Origin of the sequence: Mucilaginibacter sp. (genome assembly GCF_039207105.1) — a bacterium.
In the GTDB taxonomy this organism is placed as follows: domain Bacteria; phylum Bacteroidota; class Bacteroidia; order Sphingobacteriales; family Sphingobacteriaceae; genus Mucilaginibacter.
Genome location: NZ_JBCECK010000051.1, coordinates 20,456 through 34,934 on the forward strand (window position 1 = coordinate 20,456; position 14,479 = coordinate 34,934).

Genomic DNA, 14,479 nt, shown 5'->3' on the forward strand with positions numbered 1-14,479 from the left:
GTTCAACTATTCTGCTTTGTTTATCTTCACCCCACAGAACAATCCTCAATGAATACACCAAACTTTGAACGGTTATCCAAATACTATAAGTTCAATCAAGAATTAACAGTGCTGTACGATGAATGGAATAATATGAACACACTCAAATACTTTGCTGAAGAATTAGGTAAACAGTATACCGGTGAGGTAATTAATAGGCTTGAGAGTCTGTTTAATGAATATGACCTGAAGGACAAGTCTTATGATCTGTATTATTTAATATTAGCGCACGCCTATTCCGGCAATCAACACATCAACTTTCTCCTAGAACACAATGGAGTTTTAACGAGTCAAATCGCACTAGCAAAAACGCTAATCTCGATTCACGACCCTGATTTTGAATTGACTCTTACAGAAAAACGTGCAAACATGAAAACCGGCTTCAAAATCGAAAACGCTGTTATATCCGATCTAATCAAGAAGAGTCTTATTAAAAGCTTAACATACGACAAGCTTCCCTTATTTTACTTCGACCTACCCTTTCTTGATTCAATATGGGATAATGGGGAAATAAACTTCAATATGGCAAAGAAATTAGCAAGTCAGAAAGTAACTGATAAATCAACTTTAGTCAGACAACTTACGACCCAAATCCCACTTGAATTTTGTTTTATGTTATGTCCTTATTTAAATGGGGAGACACATCTTAAAAAGGATCATTTAACGAATTTCAGTGACCGGCAATTAGCTTTTCTTTATGACGTTTGCTCTATACTTAGATATGAACCTTTTAAGAACAAGACTTTTGACTATCTGGATTATGACAAATCCGACTATCTACGGAACGCTCTGATGAAATACGTTAAAAAGCTGAAAGACAAAGGAAACCAAAATCGATATTCTTTTGAAATAAAGGTTTTTTCATAGCCATTCAATTGTAACGAGAATTGCAGTGTCAAAACAAAGCAATTCAGCTGAGTTACAAAAGACGTTTTATTATGAACAAGATCTATACACGAAGATTGGCTGTATCTTCCCCGACCCAAAAGGTTGTTTTAACAGCAGAAGCTTTTCTTGCAAAGTATCTTAATCGTGAAACTCTATTAAATTTCATAGACAAAGGCCGAATCGATGATGTTGAAGAGTTTTCAGCGTTCTTTGACCTTTTGAAACAAGGTCGGGAATATGCGTTTCCACGTAAAAAACGTGAGGATAAAGGCCGTAATCCTTACAAATACGCCTCATTCTTAGGTACTGGTGAAGGTTGCAAGGTCATGTTGATTGGCAATATGGAGAATTTCATTCTTGATTACACTCGTAAACTTTGCACAATCGACTTTACCCTTGAAGAACTGATAGAACAAGCAGAAAAGTAAATCTTCGATCCAAAGTGACGGTGATTCAACCGTCACTTATTTAAAATCAACTTAATGTATCAATCAAATGCTGGTGATTTTTCATCAACTAAAGAATCTTATTGCTAAAAAATGAAAGCTACTATAATCAAACTCACTAAAGGTCAATTTCTTAAAGACATAGAACCTTTTAAATCATCAGGAATCCCCAATAATTGCATACTCCATAAAGAGATAACAGGGTGTGGAGCAACGTCATCAGAGCTGTTTACTGAAAGAAATAGTATTATCATAGTTCCTCATGTTCCAGTAATTAAAGCTAAACAACGAGCTCACAATGATAAGTATGGTGCTGAAGCCCAGATCCTTGGGATATACAAAGGTGTTGATGATATACAGATCGAGAACTATCTCAACTCTAAAGCAATATACAAGAAGTTAATCACCACTCCTGAAGGGTTCAAAAAAATACTTCGAGTGTTCACCAATGACATAGAATCGCTACTTAAAGAGTACTTTTTATTATTCGACGAATGTGAACGCATTATAACCGATGTTAGCTATAGAGGCGCGATAACAGCACCAATTGAGTGGTTTATCAAGTTTGAAAACAAGGCACTTGTATCGGCAACACCGTTAGATTTTTCCCATCCTGTGCTAGCCTCAATGAATCACTACAAGATACTGCCTGAGTATGATTATCGTAAACAAATCAAAGTTATCGGAACTAACAACATTATTGAATCACTCGAGAGGCAGCTTCCCGAAGAGCCAGAGAAGCCCGTATTTTTATTTATAAATTCAACAAACTGCATCATCGACATAGTTAATACTTTAAACCTGAAAGATAGAAGTTATGTATATTGTGGAGATAAAAGTGTTGCGAAACTAACTGCGAACAAGTTTAGACGAGCAAGTTCTGAACTAGATTTAAGTAATTTATCAAAGTATAACTTTCTCACCAGTCGTTATTTCTCTGCGCTCGATATTGAACTTGACTATCAGCCCGATGTCGTGTTGGTTACAGATGTGCATACGGCAGAACACAGTATATTAGATGTTCATACAGAGATTATTCAAATAGCAGGTCGTTTTAGAAGAGGTATAAACGGTATTACCTTATCACAAACTTCAATCCTGAACTTGAATCAAAAACTATTGAAGAATCCAAGTATTACTTAAAAGGGTGTTTTGATACCTATAATGAAATCAGAGCATTATTTCAAGCATCAGACCATCCTGGAAGTAGGGATACTTTACAATTCTTTATAGACGAATCCCCGACAACTGCATATTTTACTAAAGATGGACAAATCAATGATTTCATGGTAGATAATTATATACATGAGCAAAGGGTAAAGGGCTATTACCAGTCATTTGACAAACTAAAAGTAGCATTCGCCGAGAAGTCACTCCATTTCATGCCGACATATATCCATGAGGCATATTTGTTAGGCGACGAAGATAGGATTATACGCAATACCCGTATGAGCATTAAAGAACAACAACGTGAAACTTTTAGGCAGATCGATAGGTATCATTCAAAGCCGGGTAAGTATGTGCTACACAACTCTTACACTTTAATCTCAAGTTTACGTTCTTTGTATCCTGCTCTAACGGAAATTTATGACCTTATTGGGTTAGAAGGTATGGAAAAAGCTAACTTCAGTACCGTACCCATGCTGAAATATAAAAAGGCTGCGCAAGAAATCAAAGATGTAAAGCGATTGCAACCATTCATTTATAATGAATTTGCCGCCAATTCTGAACGCCTTGAGCATGATATCAAGACAATTATACCCAGGCTTTGTGTAGAAGCTCATATTAAATCAAAAGCCACTGTGACCATGCTGTCTAAATTTTTTGAAACTAAAAGAACAACAAGTTCGGGCCAACACATCACAATCATAGGTGAAAAGAAAGATTTAACTAAGCTGTCGCCATTTGATTAGCCAATCCAAAGTTTGAATGATATTACTCATTTATGGGGTAGTGATTATCTTGGATTGATGTAACATCAATCAATCTATCCAACATTTTCATAAATATACTTTTATAGAGGATATCAAATGTTTGGATTGCAGAAGCTGCCATAGTGCAGCTTCTGTTGTTTCGATGCTTCATTGTACCCTTTTCGTCCATTCGCTTTAAAAGGTAAACATTTCAAAACATGTCCATCTTTAATCTTTATATTGTAAAGCCTAATTACATCAATGGAACAGTACATCTTTAAGAACCTTTTAGATCAGGTCAACGCTTTAAATGCGCATTATATCAAAATCAGCGAGCTTACAGGTGAAAATTTTAATTTATTTCGTATCCTAAAATTAGAATCATCCGAGGTTAGGCTTCATTCAGCTTTTTTAGCGGAGCTTTTAAATCCTAAAGGGAATCATGGGCAAAAGGATGCATTTCTTAAGCTGTTTGTTGACAGAGTTCAATTTAGGAATAATGATTTTCATACACCGAGTGCTACCGTCGAGATTGAGAAGCATACAGGTTTCATTAACGATGTTGGAAGTGAAGGGGGGAGAATCGACATTATACTTACGGACAGGTATCATAAACAGATTATTATTGAAAACAAGATATATGCAGGAGATCAAAAGAATCAACTCGTAAGATACAACCATTATTCACTGACGGCCGATTTACTATATCTTACTTTGGAGGGTAAATCGCCTAATAGAGAGAGTTACGGAACTTTGATTGAGGGCAAGGATTTCAAGTGCATTTCGTATTCCAAACACATTAAGGATTGGCTCGAACAATGTAGGAAAGAAGTGGCAATTTATCCAATCATACGAGAAACCATTACCCAATACCTAAATCTAATTAAATACCTGACCAATCAAACTATGAATGATATGATGAATCAAGAATTAGCAACACTTATTACTTCCAATTATGCCAATGTTGAAGCAGCATTTACCATCATCCATAGTTTAAAAGGAATTAAGCAACAATTGCTCGACAAATTTAATGCTGAGCTTAATTCCCTTGCAGAAGAATTAGGATTGAAATTAAGTTTTGAGGTCGATTTTAACAGGCAATACAGTGGAATATACTTTTATAGAGAAGGCTGGGAAGATGCTAGTATCGGATTCGGCTTTCAAAGTTACTCTAATGCGTTATTATATGGAATAATTGTTGAACAACCAGAGCAATTTAGTTCTGAATTAAGAGAGACATTGGTGAAGATAAAGCCATCTGATACCAAAACATCTGATTGGTGGCCAATATTTAGAACTTTTGAAGCACCATACAATAACTGGAATGATAGTAAAGAAGTATGGACTGCTGTGTTCGACGGATCTATGGTTACTCAGTTCAAACATAAACTTAATGAGCTCGTCAGTCTTTTGGATTTTAATAACATTACCTTGTAAGAACATAATCGCATTATTTATTAGCGGGGCAAATAGTAGACCTTCAAATCAACGATAGAAATCATAACTTACATATCATCCATCTTTAGCAATACCGATTTTCTAAAACTACCCCTCTGGCCTTTCCTAAAAAGCGTCCCCTCCCTATAAGCTATTAAACCTCTTAGATTTTCCTGAAAGTGCTTTACGCAGATACGGCGGTCTGAAATCACCCCTTCACCCTGTTCTCGATGAAAGTGAAATAGTTTTGTGCTGTAACAGCAAAGGCAGTGTGCCACAAACAATAAAATCCGGCCAGTGCGACCAAACTCAAAAGGTCGGCAATTTTGACAAAGAATGCTGCCAAGCAAACACACGCTCAATCACTTATCATCCTAAAACAATCCAATCACTAAACATTAAACAGCATGAAAACACCCAATGGAACTACTAATTCACCACAAAAAACCTGAACCTCTGCCAACACCGAGAGCTTACCGATACATCAGTAAGCGATGGAAACAGGTTCGGCCAGGCACGCAACACAAGCATTTGCTTGCCCCTAATAATATTGTTGCTGCCGAATATTACCGCATCCTTAAAATAGTTAAAGAGAAATACCTCGAACCAGGCTCAATTTACTTTGAAAGGGATTATAAAGATGATATGAGTGATCCTTTCCGGCTTCACGGGTTCATCAGTAACAATCTTTACTTTATGCTTGAATGCGATTTTACATTTGTTATGCAGATCGAATACGATTTTCATAACTGCCCATTCGAAGCAGAGATAATCCATCTCCTAAGGTATGCAGCAGGCCTTAACAGAACCTTTCACACACCAAAACAGCTTGCCTTACCGGAACATTTAAAAGCTACCATAGCCTATCAAGACAGCCAATTTATTCACACTCATTAATTAACCTCTATGGATAATACCTATTTATTCAGCAGCTCCACATCTGTTGATGAGCTTTACATTTTAGTCAAATGGCCTTTTGTTCAGGATTTGATGGAATACGATTGGTTCCGTGCTGAATGCCTGCTATATCAGGCATTTGAAGAGCAAGAATATCTTGATTCCGCTTACTTCGTACCACTCAGACGCATCTATGAGGTCAAGAATGAGGATAGCTAATATTAAAGTTCACCATCCAACCACTTGCTTTAAAAGGTCACACTTCCCAATACTACATCAAACACACTTTCAAAATGCTTGGCTTAATCAGCCAGGCATTTTTCATTTAACCACATTTCGCAAACCCTTTAACCAAACCCTAATGAAACAGCAACAAACCATGAACCCTATTCTGTCACCTTATAATAAATCAGTCAGCATGGCCTATGCTCTTATTCTCAAACAAGCCAAGCAACTGCTATCGACCCTTGAACGGGAGGAGCTTCGGTTCTCTCTGGAACGAGAAGAAAAATCGGCACCGATAGTCGGCACCATTATTCACGAGATTATCAATCCCATACTTTACCTCCGTTTAGAATGCCATTCGACAAATTCCTTTGCCATACACTATGGATTTGAAGAGGTATTAGCATTCAATCAATACAGTAAGATTACCTCGACATTTGTGCGTAATATCTACAGGCTTACCTCAAAAGACCTAACAGAAACCAATATTGAGGATTGCGTAAGAACCGACTGGTGCATTAACACCTGTTCAGAAATGTATGAATACATAGAGCAAAGCAATAAGTATCATACGTTTAAACAGATCAGATACAAGCCGGCAACAGCCAGAAGAAAACAAATGCACGCAGTTGCATAAAGTATTATTCACTTATTATTAACTTCGCATAAAACAAGGAGGAAACCGCAAACATACCATTACCTAGACATATCATTTTAATGAAAATATAAGCGTTAAGCTTTGTTTGTTCTGCTTTAGGAAACCTAGGAAATTTCACTTATAACCAGAGCAAATGAGTTCAACGTCCACGCGCAAGCGTAGGGCGAAGACTTGTTTGTGGTTATAGGGCTCTCCTAGGTGCCTCTAAAGCTCAGACTTAGTTAAGTCCTGCGCTTTCGTGTTTTAAAACCTACCGATTGAGGACTGATCGGGCCTTAAATCATTTTACATGAAATCTTTGTTTATCTTAATAATAGTGTTATTTACCACACAGGTTCGGGCACAATGCCTTCGAACGTACAAAATCACCTACTTCAACAAAAAGACGCAGAGGACTGAAAGCTTTATATCTGACGTAGAACTTAGGACAGGTTTCTTCCTATACTTAAAGACCAGAAATAATATGTTTAAAGATAATAATGGAAGGAATATCTTTGCGATTACCTTAAACAGTGACAACAGAGTCATCGGTAAGATTAAGGAGGGTAAAGGAGATGAAATTATTTATTGTAGCCAGAATGCCTGCGATGTAAATTGCGAAATGTTTAAGTCTTCTTTCTATGCAACCGATATTTACGGCACCAAGTCATACTTCGAACCTTTAGCTTATTAATTGTTGACATAGGTAGAACAAGGACAGCGACGTCACAACTTTCAAATAACAATTCAATAATAACTTAAAACCCAATCACAAGATCAAAATGAAAAAAGCGCTATTCGTGGCAATGTCTGCCACTGCTTTACTGTTTGCGTCATGCAGTAAGAAATCTACTAACGAGGTAAAACCCCAAGACACCAACAAGGTAACAATTGATGGCACCGACTATGCCACAGTAACTATCGGCACCCAAACATGGACAGCGGTAAATTACAATGGTTCTGGCGGTACAAATTACAACGGGACAGCTAATAACCCTACTTATGGTAAATTCTATACTTTGGCAGAAGCTAAGGCCATAACCTTACCTTCAGGATGGCGACTGCCAACAAAAGCTGATGCCGAAACGCTAATGCTGTTCTTAGGTGCAACTAAAGACGAGGATGGCTATGTTGAGGGCGAAGCAGATGTGTCAACAAAACTTAAGTCTAAGTCAGACTGGACTTTGACTCAAGGCACAAACACAAGTGGCTTCAATGCTTATCCGGCAGGCCAATCAAATGATGGTACTACTTATGATGCTAAAGGAACATTAGCTACGTTTTGGACATCGACCGCATTAACCAGTGATGCGAACAGCCAATATGTTTTCGGCACATTCAACGACAAAGACGGAGGAATGACGTTTGACTATATTGGCACTGACTACACACCTCACGCGTCTAAAAGCAGGTTCAGTTTACGTTTTGTAAGAGACAAGTAAGCTGATTTATTAAAAGTTACAGAATCTCAATGCCTGAAGAGCTTGCTTTCGGGCAGGCTCTTTATTTTGGTTGTATCTGTTATCTTTACCAACCTTATCTTTTCAATTCCATATGCGACCGATAGATATACACAAAACATTTGAGTTAAGCATTGACGCCATTACATGTTTATGGGGAGGTCTGACTATACCAAGAATGCTTCCAAATGAAGTTGAATTAGTTCTAAAACCGCACAACCTTTTAATAACATTAACATCAAATGTAGGAGAAGATGCCCATATTAGTAAGAGTAACTATCTGAGTATCTGCAAATCAGAAGAACGCACCCAAGACGTCGGAAACCTATCTTTAAAAATGTTAGCAGTCTTTGCTTTTGAAAGTCTAAAAACTGAACCAGCCTATGAGATTATAAAGAACAACGAAACAATTAACTTCTTACGGCATTTAAGAAATGCTGGCGCACATGGAGGTAATTTTAACTTCTATATAGGTACCAAGTTCATTGAACCGGGGGAAGTCAAATGGCGAAACAAAAAGATTACGAAACAAATGCAAGGAAAAGTCGCGTTTCCTGACTTTATAACTCACGGTGACTTGCCCCATTTGTTAGAGGATATATCAAAGATATTAAGTAACGTCGCGAACGCTCAGTAAAGAATTATCTCTCGCCTTACCCGCTCTCGGTTGCTTACAACGGGTTAAGGCTAGCTCTATTCTTTATAACTAGGCGCAGAGGCCATTCACACACCAGGAAGATCGGTGTTACTTACCTGAAAGCTATACAACAGAACCGCCAGGCTTCGTGCCGTTCAATAAGAGCTACGCACATATTTCACTCCACTGCATCCGCAGCCTGTCACTGCTGTTGTCGGTAGCAATTACGGTAATCCACATGAGCTTTCTCTGTCTTTATATACCATTCGCTTATGCTGCGCTTTTACTTGGTCTGTGTGACCAGGTAACGCTTGCAACGCTCAATATCTATAAAGCCAACCGCTCATATTGTTAGGCTCGCCTGCGCCATCGTTCGGGCTTCACGACTTTCACAGCATTTGAAGACGCAACAGCACGGGGCCATTAATCAAATGCAGCGCCAGTCGTTTGTGAAGCATACTGTGAAGCCGCTGCCTTGCAGCTATCCCTTCACAGACCCTCACTCAACTCGCAGCGGCTTGCAGAATTTGATTTACCTAAAGATTATAACTATACTTGATATCATAAGTAAATAATATGCCAACCTATAACCTCTTTTCAAAAAGGCAGAAGGAACTATCTGCCGAAGCAACCGACATTCTTTTGTACGATGAGCTTAACCAAAGTCTCCGAACACAAATAATCCATATTATCACAGATGGTATGGGTAAATATGGTGAAGGTAGATATATCAATTCATATGCGCAAGAAGCATATCAATACATTTGTGATATCTTACGTCGCGAATATGGCTTATTCGAACTTAATAATAGTAGAACGTCCGAAGGAGAGATACATAACTTTATCCTGATGGAAAAGTCTATTGAAAAGGTTTTAGATGCTGTTGAATTATGTTTAAATTATATAGATAAAACTATTCCTGAAACGGAACACGAGTATTATGGTGAAGTGAAATTAAATGGAAAAGAAGTAATAGATGAACTTAACCAACGCTTTAAAGAACATGCGGTGGGATATCAATATGAAGTTGATAGGATGGTCAAGATGGACTCGATGTACATTCATTCTGAGATTGTAAAACCTGCCCTTCAACTTTTATTTAACCCCAAATTCTTAGGGGCAAATGAGGAATATCTTAAAGCACACGAACATTACAGGCATGGAAGAAACAAGGAGTGCCTTGCTGAATGCTTAAAGGCATTTGAAAGTACTATGAAGATCATTTGCACAGAAAAAGGTTGGACATTCAATACTACGGATACAGCTAAGCCGCTAGTTAACGTTGTGCTTACGAATAACCTTATCCCTAGCTATATGCAAACTCAAATCTCTGCATTCAAAAACCTTTTGGAAAGCGGTATCCCAACAATTAGAAATAAAGTTGGTGGTCATGGACAGGGAGCAACTCCAACAACTGCTGACGATGAAACCACAAGGTATGCACTTAATCTCACAGGGAGCAACATAATTTATCTTATCGAATTAAGCAATCTTTAATCCTGCTGTTATCAGAGTTAGTCATGTGTGCTAGTTTATCTAAGAAACCAATCTCCCTTTTGTATAATGAGCTAATAGTTCGCTTTGCCAATAAGAGCAGTATGGCTAATGGCTTCGTCTTAAATTTGCTGGAAAAAAATAAGCCTCTGAACATTCGTATAAACTCGTTTGATAGCAAATTGACGACTCCAAAAGTTGATTTGCGTTTAGGATTAATCCAACTACATGAATCTCACTTATCTTATTTATGGTGTATGATTTATTCCTTCATGTCACTTTTGGATTTCACAGAGAAAAGGATAGCGGAGGGTCAAACGTATATAGTAATGACTGACGCGCCAGAACTTATTGGAACAAATTCAATATTCACTTGGGCTGTTTCATTGAAAAGAGAATGCTCTAATTGGCCAGCAAACTTACCTTCTCCCGCTGGTGTATCTCAAGATTGCGACTTAACTAATCGCATTTTCATTCAAGCTGTTCTGTATATTGTATATCATGAACTTGGACACCTTTCAATTGGACATGATCAATACTTGCCACTGATTACTAAACAAGAATTAACAGAAGAGGAAAGTCAAACTTTGAAATTATTAGAGTGTGAAGCTGACAACTTTGCTTTCGATTGTTTAAAAGAAGTAGATGAAACGGAAGACTCAACACTTATAAACGTCTTTGCAGCATCTGTTGCCCATATGTCTAACTTATACCTAATTACAAACACTGCTGATCTACTTCAAATGAAGCACCCTGATGTAGATACTAGAATATTTAATTTGATGAATAAAGTCCAATTTGAAAATGAACATCATAAGTCCGGCATGGATTTAATTTACAACATTGGCTTATCGCTCTTCATAAATCAACTGTCCCCAACCTATTTGACTGAAGACATGAGTTTCGAATCCTTCGATGATATATTAAATTACCTTTACTCCTGCCTCGATATCGAAAAGTCCAAGGTACCTCCTTTAAAGTTTAGAGCGTGATATCAATTCTCATCGCAAAGTTAGCTGAACTTTCAGCAAATGGCCACTTCGTTTCAAAGTAGTATCTCGAAAATGGGTATCCTTTCAGGAGTCTCCGCATTTTCTCTATCCCCAATTTGCCTTTAGTGCTACCAGTCAACAGTTAGTCTGTTCGAGCATATTGTTATCCTTACTATTTAGAGTTCACAGATTCAAAGCACAATATGGATACATGGTTTAAAAAGTACAGAAATTCAGTCAGCGTTTACTAAGCCATTTGAACCAATCCGAGCAAGTTAGCTTATCAATGGTGTGTATGGAACTTTGTTTTAAGAAAGTTTTCAGCGACATTAGCATCACAACCTATAACCATGAAGTATAACGAAGATTACCTTAAGGCTCTTATCTCAGAGCGAACCGAAGAGAATTTGCATCTCGACTTCAAAGCATCTGGAGCACTAGACAAATCCAATTCAAACAAAACAAAAGATAACATCTCAAAAGACGTCTCTGCATTCGCTAATGCAGATGGTGGTGTAGTAATTTATGGTTTAAAGGAGGATAAGGAGAACAAGCATATTGTAAATCAAATCGAACCAATTGATCGAAATTATATAAGTAAAGAATGGGTGGAACAGATAATACAAACATCTATTCAGCCCAAAATTGAAGGCATTCAAATTCACCCTATTGAAATAAACGGTGACAAGGAGAAGGTAGTATATGTTGTAGAAGTGCCTCAGAGTAACACAGCACATCAATCTAACGATCAACGATATTACAAGCGGCACAACTTCAATAATCTCCCAATGTATGACCACGAGATAAGAGATGTTAGGAACAGGGCTGCGCATCCTAAAATTGCGTTAGAGTTTGAAATTATCCGAGAGCCTCAAGATGAATATCCTAAATACTATTTGAATGTTTATGCCAAGAATATAGGTGTGGTATTGGCAAAATATATACATTGTATTATAAACATACCAATAGATAGCCTACTTGATGATGATAGTCCTTTCAACAAGACTTGGAAGATATCGGTAGAAAATACATTTCGTGACGTGACTGCACGAACAACTGCCGGAGTTGAGTATGGGCCTAAACGGTATCAACCCTTACTCCCTAAAATGCGATTAAAATTATCTCACTCCGAAGTCATCTTCAATAAAGACTTTAGAAGGTATGAGATTAATTGGACTGTTAATGCTGATAATGCCGAACCTGTTAGCGGCGAAACTCCTTTAAAAGGCCTTCCGGTATATGATAACATATAGTTATCTTGAACTAACATATTTAGCGATTGAATAAAAGTCTTAAGACAAAGAGGTCAAGCTTAGCAACGAAAGATGTCGCATTTTCAAATGTTTCAATATAATAGTTGTCGGCTTGCAGTAACCTTGCATATTATTATACAATTTATTATATTGAATCACCAAACAATGTCACGTTATGAAACTATTTGAAAGTGAGGACATCATCACCACGGTTGACAACAATATTATCATTCTTACAACTCAGCAGAAGAAAGCAAGACTATGTTATTTCTTCGGATGGAAGCGCTAAGATTGTTTACGCTACAACTAACATGGAGCTGGATGGCTGAATGAGTTTTATCAAGCATATTGAAGAAGCAAAGGACTGTAGCATTCTAATACTCCTAATTAATTATCTAACATTTACCATTTAAATAAGACTCAATGTACACCATATTCCTTAATTCGGAAGACCAGGGACACAATCTTGAAACCTTTAACGAAAGATTTATAGAAATATGTAATGAACACAAAGCGAATAGTCGAGCTTTGGCCTTCGCATTCATATTATATGACTTTATGAACGAGGGTCTTCATAGCGTTTTAAACAAACCTGAATATTGGTTGAGCCTTAACGCTACATCGGGTAAATATTTAACAGTGTTTAGCTTAAATTATATGCCTGCTCTTACGAATGGTTTCCTAACTTCAGTTACTTCCGAAATCAATCCATCAATTGACTCAAATATTTTGATTGAGAGATATTTCGGCAGAGATGTTACTGTTAAATATCCTGCTGTAATGTTCTTTCAAATTCAAAACGATCAAGTTTTAGATTATGAGTTAATTGAATTAAGTGAAGAACGTATAGAAGAGTCTTTTGGAGAACTAAAAATCTACATAACTAAAACAGTTGAGGTTTTAAAAGGCATATCACCGCAGTACGTTGCTAATAACAAAGAGATATTTGACTTGGTTAAAGCGGAAGTAAAAGGTATTCGGAGAATGACAATAATTAAAAAGGGCATTAAGACACTAACTTCTGCGTATGAAATCGGATCAACTATATTAGGATCTTAATTAAAATTGGTAAAGACGGTCTCATTAACCTAAGTATTTAACAAGAAAGTTCGATTCTGTTATTAAAAGGTTGCTGATTTCGATGACTGCGAAGTTAATTAGACGAATCATTGACAACAGGTCGAATTCAGTAACCTTTTAAAAGAATAAGTTGAAAGCCAACCCACCAATCTCTATTCTTAGTTTATCAATTCATCAATCCAACATATTCATACCCTCTATAAAAGCTAAAAGTTCTAATTGTTTGGATTGAGTTTGACCAATCATAATCTTCAATTCAGGGATTATCCATCCCATATAAAGAGCAAACTATTAATATATTTGAATCAATATGACAGTAGAAGAGCAAATTAATGAAGCAATTACAAATGAATTGTCTGTCGTTGCTATTATTAATTCATTGAAAGATAAATACGGCAACGATGTAACAATTCTTATAGCAAAAATCGCATCATTTGCTACAAATGATACAACATGGTCTGCCGGTGATGATGTTTGGAGTCATAAGGCAACCAAAGATAGACTGTCCAGTGAATACCCTTTTCTGACGGAAGCTTCTAAGAACAAAATTGCGGACATAGCAGCTTACTTTTGGAAGTAACCGTTTACGTCTGCTAATTCAGGCTTTTCACGACCCCTATAAAGTAGGAAAATGTAAACTCTCTGAATTGAGTTTGATCAATCTCATTTAACAATCCAAAGTTTTAGTACCTCCTATAAAGAGTGAAATATTAATATTCTTGGATTGAAATTGACCTTGTGTTCAGGTAGCTTAAGCTGTGCTATTAGAAGGTAGATGGAGTGAGATAATAATTATGTAACAAAGTTAGGGCTGGAGCTTCTGAAGCGTCCAAAAGCCGAGCATAAACCCACAGGCAATCACGCTGTCCATTTATATCTTTTCCTTTTGGACTTGATTGCTCCAAACCTGTATAGGCATCATAATTATTTATTCACTTAATCAAAATCATTATGGAACACTTTGCAATTACCGACTCATGATTATATTTGTAACGATGTGTACGACTTTGTGTACTACCACATCACAAGAGATCATTAACAACTTAAAGTTTAACCAAGCAATTAATTAGTAATACTTGCT

At 37.0% G+C, this 14,479-nt stretch carries 15 protein-coding genes; all 15 read left to right on the forward strand.

Going from position 1 to position 14,479, the window contains the following annotated elements:
- The first annotated feature begins 48 nt into the window (after positions 1-48).
- A complete protein-coding gene (locus AAGC65_RS12420) occupies positions 49-906 on the forward strand; it encodes a hypothetical protein (RefSeq protein WP_343112772.1) in 858 nt (285 codons plus the stop codon).
- Positions 907-977: 71 nt separating this feature from the next.
- Positions 978-1,355, forward strand: a complete 378-nt coding sequence (locus tag AAGC65_RS12425; protein ID WP_343112773.1) for a hypothetical protein — start codon at positions 978-980, stop codon at positions 1,353-1,355.
- Positions 1,356-1,466: 111 nt separating this feature from the next.
- Positions 1,467-2,516 carry a hypothetical protein gene (locus AAGC65_RS12430; protein WP_343112774.1) on the forward strand — a complete coding sequence of 350 codons (1,050 nt, stop codon included), beginning with the start codon at positions 1,467-1,469 and terminating at the stop codon, positions 2,514-2,516.
- A gap of 305 nt (positions 2,517-2,821) precedes the next feature.
- Positions 2,822-3,286 carry a hypothetical protein gene (locus tag AAGC65_RS12435; protein WP_343112775.1) on the forward strand — a complete coding sequence of 155 codons (465 nt, stop codon included), beginning with the start codon at positions 2,822-2,824 and terminating at the stop codon, positions 3,284-3,286.
- A gap of 261 nt (positions 3,287-3,547) precedes the next feature.
- Positions 3,548-4,723 (forward strand): PD-(D/E)XK nuclease family protein, encoded by a 1,176-nt coding sequence (locus tag AAGC65_RS12440; RefSeq protein WP_343112776.1) that lies wholly within the window; start codon positions 3,548-3,550, stop codon positions 4,721-4,723.
- 420 nt (positions 4,724-5,143) lie between these two features.
- Positions 5,144-5,620: a hypothetical protein gene (locus AAGC65_RS12445; RefSeq protein WP_343112777.1), complete on the forward strand. Its 477-nt coding sequence runs from the start codon at positions 5,144-5,146 to the stop codon at positions 5,618-5,620.
- A gap of 9 nt (positions 5,621-5,629) precedes the next feature.
- Positions 5,630-5,839, forward strand: a complete 210-nt coding sequence (locus tag AAGC65_RS12450) for a hypothetical protein (RefSeq protein ID WP_343112778.1) — start codon at positions 5,630-5,632, stop codon at positions 5,837-5,839.
- A gap of 142 nt (positions 5,840-5,981) precedes the next feature.
- Positions 5,982-6,482 (forward strand): hypothetical protein, encoded by a 501-nt coding sequence (locus tag AAGC65_RS12455; protein ID WP_343112779.1) that lies wholly within the window; start codon positions 5,982-5,984, stop codon positions 6,480-6,482.
- Between the two features lie 806 nt (positions 6,483-7,288).
- On the forward strand, positions 7,289-7,924 hold the full coding sequence (locus AAGC65_RS12460; protein WP_343112780.1) for an FISUMP domain-containing protein: 636 nt from the start codon (positions 7,289-7,291) through the stop codon (positions 7,922-7,924).
- 196 nt (positions 7,925-8,120) lie between these two features.
- Positions 8,121-8,579 carry a hypothetical protein gene (locus AAGC65_RS12465; protein ID WP_343112781.1) on the forward strand — a complete coding sequence of 153 codons (459 nt, stop codon included), beginning with the start codon at positions 8,121-8,123 and terminating at the stop codon, positions 8,577-8,579.
- Between the two features lie 576 nt (positions 8,580-9,155).
- Positions 9,156-10,076: an STM4504/CBY_0614 family protein gene (locus AAGC65_RS12470; protein WP_343112782.1), complete on the forward strand. Its 921-nt coding sequence runs from the start codon at positions 9,156-9,158 to the stop codon at positions 10,074-10,076.
- Between the two features lie 101 nt (positions 10,077-10,177).
- Positions 10,178-11,065 (forward strand): phage exclusion protein Lit family protein, encoded by an 888-nt coding sequence (locus AAGC65_RS12475; RefSeq protein ID WP_343112783.1) that lies wholly within the window; start codon positions 10,178-10,180, stop codon positions 11,063-11,065.
- A gap of 350 nt (positions 11,066-11,415) precedes the next feature.
- The gene (locus AAGC65_RS12480; protein ID WP_343112784.1) at positions 11,416-12,318 is read left to right on the forward strand and encodes an ATP-binding protein; all 903 of its coding nucleotides are present in this window, start codon (positions 11,416-11,418) and stop codon (positions 12,316-12,318) included.
- Between the two features lie 423 nt (positions 12,319-12,741).
- Positions 12,742-13,377, forward strand: a complete 636-nt coding sequence (locus AAGC65_RS12485; RefSeq protein WP_343112785.1) for a hypothetical protein — start codon at positions 12,742-12,744, stop codon at positions 13,375-13,377.
- Between the two features lie 331 nt (positions 13,378-13,708).
- Positions 13,709-13,978, forward strand: a complete 270-nt coding sequence (locus AAGC65_RS12490; protein WP_343112786.1) for a hypothetical protein — start codon at positions 13,709-13,711, stop codon at positions 13,976-13,978.
- Positions 13,979-14,479 lie beyond the last annotated feature (501 nt).